This window comes from Pseudomonas defluvii (genome assembly GCF_001695625.1).
In the GTDB taxonomy this organism is placed as follows: domain Bacteria; phylum Pseudomonadota; class Gammaproteobacteria; order Pseudomonadales; family Pseudomonadaceae; genus Aquipseudomonas; species Aquipseudomonas defluvii.
The window spans coordinates 1-5,754 of the sequence record NZ_MBPN01000177.1 but is presented as its reverse complement, the minus strand read 5'-3'; the positions used below and the strand labels follow the sequence as shown (position 1 = coordinate 5,754).

The 5,754-nt window shown below is 60.5% G+C and carries 4 protein-coding genes and 1 pseudogene; 1 reads left to right on the top strand and 4 read right to left on the bottom strand.

The features are described 5' to 3' along the window. From EKA13_RS25590 to EKA13_RS25575, 4 genes are all read right to left on the bottom strand, one after another. The coding region (locus EKA13_RS25590) for a YceK/YidQ family lipoprotein (RefSeq protein ID WP_083199914.1) at window positions 1-193 on the bottom strand (193 nt) is incomplete at its 3' end. A gap of 20 nt (window positions 194-213) precedes the next feature. Next, a complete protein-coding gene (gene ubiX / locus EKA13_RS25585) occupies window positions 214-843 on the bottom strand; it encodes a flavin prenyltransferase UbiX (protein WP_065761866.1) in 630 nt (209 codons plus the stop codon). Next, window positions 840-2,189: a UDP-N-acetylmuramate:L-alanyl-gamma-D-glutamyl-meso-diaminopimelate ligase gene (mpl, locus tag EKA13_RS25580; RefSeq protein WP_065761865.1), complete on the bottom strand. Its 1,350-nt coding sequence runs from the start codon at window positions 2,187-2,189 to the stop codon at window positions 840-842. Before mpl ends, ubiX begins: the two co-directional genes overlap by 4 nt. Before the next feature lie 62 nt (window positions 2,190-2,251). Further along, complete coding sequence (locus EKA13_RS25575) at window positions 2,252-4,177, bottom strand: sigma-54-dependent Fis family transcriptional regulator (RefSeq protein WP_065761864.1); 1,926 nt, start codon at window positions 4,175-4,177, stop codon at window positions 2,252-2,254. Between the two features lie 267 nt (window positions 4,178-4,444). On the opposite strand from EKA13_RS25575, the pseudogene EKA13_RS25570 reads away from it, so the two are divergent. Continuing rightward, window positions 4,445-5,677, top strand: a pseudogene (locus EKA13_RS25570) (aldehyde dehydrogenase family protein); the annotation flags it as partial. Window positions 5,678-5,754 lie beyond the last annotated feature (77 nt).

Genomic DNA, 5,754 nt, shown 5'->3' with positions numbered 1-5,754 from the left:
CGAGCAACGCGCTCGCGGGCAGATCAAGCCCGGGATATGCCGGCGCCTCAGCACCAAAACGGTCCATGGGGCAACACCCGCCCTGCATGGCATACAGATCAAGGCGCGTACCGGAGTATACAATCGGTGCACCTGGCTTGGCCGCGTCCAGCGTGCGCACGCTGGCGCAACCACTGAGCAGCGCCAGCACCATCACCAGTAAAACTGAACGTTTCAATCCTCACCGCCGACATGGTGCTCACCCCAACGCGGCAACATGTCCTGAGGAATGTTCAGCACATTGAGAATGCGCGCGACGACAAAATCAATCAGGTCGTCAATGGTCTGCGGCTGATGATAGAAACCTGGAGCCGCTGGCAGAATCACCGCGCCCATGTTCGACAGCTTGAGCATGTTCTCCAGGTGAATGGTGGAGAACGGCGCCTCACGCGGTACCAGAATCAACTGCCGACGCTCTTTCAGGGTGACATCCGCCGCCCGCTCGATCAGGTTGTTACAGGCACCGGTCGCAATGGCCGAAAGCGTGCCCGTGGAGCACGGCACGACCACCATCGCTGCCGGTGCACCGGAACCTGAGGCCACCGGCGACATCCAGTCTTCCTTGCCGTACACACGAATCTGCCCTGCGGCGGCGCCGGTGTACTCGGTCAGAAAGGCCTGCATTGCCTGTGGCTTGGCCGGCAGCAGCACATCGGTTTCCGTCGCCATGACCAACTGCGCAGCCTTGGAGATCAGGAAATGCACCTCTCGGTCTTCGCGCACCAGGCAATCAAGCAGGCGCAGGCCGTACTGCGCCCCCGAGGCCCCGGTCATGGCCAGCGTGATGCGTTCCGGCCCGCTCATCGCAGGGCCTCGGCCAACTTCCCATGCAGGCCACCAAAGCCGCCATTACTCATGATCACGACTTGAGTACCGGGCTTGGCCTGGCTTTTCACCCGGGCAATGATCGCTTCCAGGCTGTCAGCCACCACCGCAGGTACCGGGCACTGGGCTGCCGTGGCCGCCAGATCCCAACCCAGGTTAGGCGGTGCATACCAGATCACCTGATCGGCCTGGCGTACGCTTTCCGGCAGGCCATCGCGGTGCGCGCCCAGCTTCATTGAGTTCGAACGCGGTTCAATCACGGCGATCAGTGGTGCATCGCCAATACGCTTGCGCAGGCCATCCAGCGTGGTGGCGATCGCCGTCGGATGGTGTGCAAAGTCGTCATAAATCGTCACGCCTTGTACTTCAGCGACTTTCTCCATGCGCCGCTTCACGCTTTTGAAGGCGCTCAGCGCGGCGATACCCATCGACGGCACCACACCAACATGGCGAGCAGCAGCCAACGTGGCCAAGGCGTTGGCGACGTTGTGCTGACCGGTCAGTTCCCACTCGACCACCCCTTGCGACTCGCCTTCAAAGCTGACTTCAAAACGCGAACCGTCAGCACTGAGCAGCTTGACCTGCCACTGACCGCCAACACCCGTGGTCTGGACCGGGGTCCAGCAGCCCATCTCAATCACGCGCTGCAAGGCTGGCTCAGTGGTGGGGTGAATGATCAGGCCTTCACTCGGGATCGTGCGCACCAGATGGTGGAACTGCCGCTCGATAGCTGCCAGATCCGGGAAAATATCCGCATGATCGAATTCAAGGTTATTCAGGATGGCAGTACGCGGACGGTAGTGGACGAACTTCGAACGCTTGTCGAAGAAGGCGCTGTCATATTCATCAGCCTCAACCACGAAGAACGGCGTATCGCCCAAGCGCGCCGACACCGAGAAGTTCTGTGGCACGCCGCCGATCAGGAAGCCCGGGCTCATCCCGGCATGCTCCAACACCCAGGCCAGCATGCTGCTGGTGGTGGTTTTGCCATGGGTTCCGGCCACGGCCAGCACCCAACGCCCTTGCAGCACATGATCGGCCAGCCACTGCGGGCCAGACACATAAGGCAGGCCTTTATTCAGCACATACTCCACCGCGGGATTACCACGCGACAGGGCATTGCCGATGACCACCAGGTCCGGTGCCGGATCCAGCTGGCTGGCATCATAGCCTTGGGTCAGCTCAATGCCCTGGGCCTGAAGCTGAGTGCTCATCGGTGGATAGACGTTGGCGTCGGAGCCCGTGACGCGGTGGCCAAGCTCCTTGGCCAACACCGCCAGCGAACCCATGAAAGTGCCGCAAATACCGAGAATGTGAATGTGCATGGTCGACCTCGCAAAACATCGAGGCAGGGTAGCCCAGGGCGGGGAAAATCGCATCCTTTCGTTCAGGCGTCCCGGGCAATACCATGCTTGCGCAGTTTTCGGTACAAGGTATTGCGACTCACGCCCAAATACGCCGCCACATGGCTCATGTGCCAGCGTTGCTGCTCCAGCACGGCCAGCAAAGCGCTGCGCTCAGCATCCTCAAGTGGATGTTCAGGCGCCTCGCTGGAAACCGTGGGTATCGCAGCAACTGGCGGCCGACGAATCAATGGCGGCAGGTCGCTGAAGGTAATCTCTTCGCCCTCCGCGAGCGCAACCAATGTGCGCAGGACGTTGCGCAACTGGCGCACGTTGCCGGGCCAGGCGAAATCGAGCAAGGCATGTCGCGCCTTCGCCTCCAGACGGACAACCTGCCCCGCAGCTTCCTCCGTCAGCAGAAAATCAAGCAACTGAGCCTTGTCACTGCGTTCACGCAGAGCTGGCAAGGCCACTTCCAGGCCGTTTAGCCGGTAGTAGAGGTCTTCGCGGAAACTGCCGTCCTCTACCCGCTCCAGCAGGTTGCGGTGGGTGGCGCTGATGATGCGGACATCCACGGCCTGGGGTTCACCACCAATCGGCACGACCCTGCGCTCTTCAAGCACACGCAGCAGACGGGTTTGCAGCGCCAGCGGCATATCACCGATTTCATCCAGCAACAGGGTGCCGCCATCGGCCTGTTGCAGCTTCCCACGCATCCCCTCCTTACGTGCACCGGTGAACGAGCCGCCGCGATAGCCAAACAGCTCACTCTCGATCAGGCTCTCGGGGATCGAGGCACAGTTCAGGGCGACGAACGGCTTTGCCGCACGTTGACTGGCCTGATGCACCGCCTTGGCAAAAGCCTCCTTGCCACACCCGGTCTCGCCATTGAGCAGCAATGGCACATCGCGCTCGAACACCCGCACGGCGCGACGAAAATCGTTCTGCAATGCAGGGTCGACCAGGCAAATCGAACCCGTAATCGGTGCCGGCGGCGGCAACGCCACCGCGGCCGATGATGACGGTTGTGGCGCCCGAACCTGGCCGCGCACACTGGCAAACAACTGGCGACCATCACGTGTACGCAGCGGCCAACTGGCATTGGCCTGAGCCGTAGCACGCCCCAGCAACTCATCCAGTGAACACTCGAAGAACATCTCCACAGGCTTTCCAAGCAGGCCGCCGCGAACATGCCCAAGCAAGTTCAGGGCGCTCTGGTTGGCCGCGCAGATACGTCCATCCCCCTCAAACGCCAGCAACCCCTCGCTGAACAGGCCCACCGACTCGGCCTGCAAATGAAAGCGCAGTAGCCACTGGTTTTCGAAATGGCGCAGGAAGTAACAGCTCTCGATCATCTTCGCCGAGAGGTTGACCAACGCCATGGTGTGAAACTGACTTTGCCGCGAGACCTCAGGGCGTGCCGACGATACGTCAAGCACCGCAAGCAGTTCGCCATGGGGGTCGAACACCGGGCTGGCAGAGCAGGTCAGGCCGGTATGACGGCCACGAAAATGCTCTTCCTGATGAATAGTGACGGCTTGACGCTCGACCAGGCAGGTACCAATCCCGTTGGTGCCTTCACTGGCCTCGCTCCAGTCGGCGCCAAGCCAGAGCCCGGCACGCTCGAAGATTTTGCGCTCGGTCGGCGCCGTCACACAGTTGAGGATTACCCCACGCGCATCGGTCAGCAGCACCGCATGGCCTGCACCGGAAAGCTGTTGATGCAACGTGTTCATCTCGTTGCCGGCAATCTGCAGCACCTGCTGCAGACGCTCTCGGCTTTCCAGCAGACGCCCATGCTCAAGCACTGTCGGCGCCATCGCCATGGCCGGATCGAGATGATAGTCCTCCAGACAACGCAGCCAGGAACGGGCGATGGATGGATCGCTGCCCGGCCCCTGCAAGTGAGCCTTGCCCTGAGTCACCGTAAGCACTTGCCGAGCGTGCCGGCTCAAATGATTGCTCTGCACTTTTTATTGTTCTCCCCGGAAGCGGTACAACCCAGCATCCTCCAGCCGCTGACGCTTTGCAATGTCAGTGCGACCGCTGAGTCACAGGCTGTCCCGCATCTGGCACAAAGTGTCACCCCCACCGTCCCGAAAATGCCACAACCAAGCCCGCGCGCACCCGCAGAATCCCATCAAGCCCTTGATTTACATAGACCTGCCAGCAGTGGCCCGCGCTTTGCTCTACGCTCTATATCCTCCCCAACAAGCACAAAAGCCAGGAGACACACCATGCGTTACGCACACCCAGGTACCGAAGGCGCAATCGTTTCCTTCAAGAGCCGTTACGGGAACTACATCAATGGCGAGTTCGTCGCCCCGGTCAAAGGTGAGTACTTCACCAACACCTCGCCAGTGAACGGCCAACCGATCGCCGAATTCCCGCGCTCCACTGCCGAAGACATCGAAAAAGCCCTGGATGCCGCCCATGCCGCCGCCGACGCCTGGGGCAGCACCTCGGTACAAGCCCGCTCGCTGATCCTGTTGAAGATCGCCGACCGTATCGAGCAGAACCTTGAACTGCTGGCCATCACTGAAACCTGGGACAACGGCAAAGCGGTCCGTGAAACCCTGAACGCCGATATTCCACTGGCAGCCGACCACTTCCGTTACTTCGCCGGTTGCCTGCGCGCCCAGGAAGGCAGCGCCGCCGAGATCGACGGCAACACCGTGGCCTACCACATCCATGAACCGCTGGGCGTGGTCGGACAGATCATCCCGTGGAACTTCCCGATCCTGATGGCGGCCTGGAAACTGGCTCCGGCACTGGCTGCCGGTAACTGCATCGTGCTCAAACCCGCCGAGCAAACCCCGCTGGGCATTACCGTGCTGATGGAAGTCATTGGTGACCTGCTGCCAGCCGGTGTACTCAACGTGGTGCAAGGTTTCGGCCGTGAAGCCGGTGAAGCACTCGCCACCAGCAAGCGCATCGCCAAGATTGCCTTCACCGGCTCCACGCCAGTTGGTTCGCACATCATGAAATGTGCAGCCGAGAACATCATTCCGTCCACTGTTGAGCTGGGCGGCAAATCGCCGAACATCTTCTTCGAAGACATCATGCAAGCCGAACCGGCCTTCATCGAAAAAGCCGCCGAAGGCCTGGTGCTGGCATTCTTCAACCAGGGCGAGGTCTGCACCTGCCCATCGCGTGCGCTGGTACAAGAGTCGATCTACCCGGCGTTCATGCAAGAAGTGATGAAGAAGATCAAACAGATTAAACGTGGTGACCCACTGGACACCGACACCATGGTCGGCGCCCAGGCCTCTGAACAGCAATTCGACAAGATCCTGTCCTACCTGGAGATCGCCGAGAAAGAAGGCGCCGAACTGCTGACCGGCGGCAAAGTGGAGAAGCTCGAAGGCAGCCTGGCCACCGGTTATTACATCCAACCGACCCTGCTCAAAGGCAACAACACGATGCGGGTGTTCCAGGAAGAGATCTTCGGCCCCGTGGTAAGCGTCACCGGCTCTTCGCATTTAAGGGTGTAGAAAAAATCTGACCGGCTGGAAAAGGAGTCGAGGATCTTAGAAAATGTAAGCTC

Excerpts from the sequence above, each read along its gene's own strand:
- mpl (WP_065761865.1), bottom strand. The coding sequence starts at position 2,189 with ATGCACATTCACATTCTCGGTATTTGCGGCACTTTCATGGGTTCGCTG.
- ubiX (WP_065761866.1), bottom strand. The coding sequence starts at position 843 with ATGAGCGGGCCGGAACGCATCACGCTGGCCATGACCGGGGCCTCGGGG.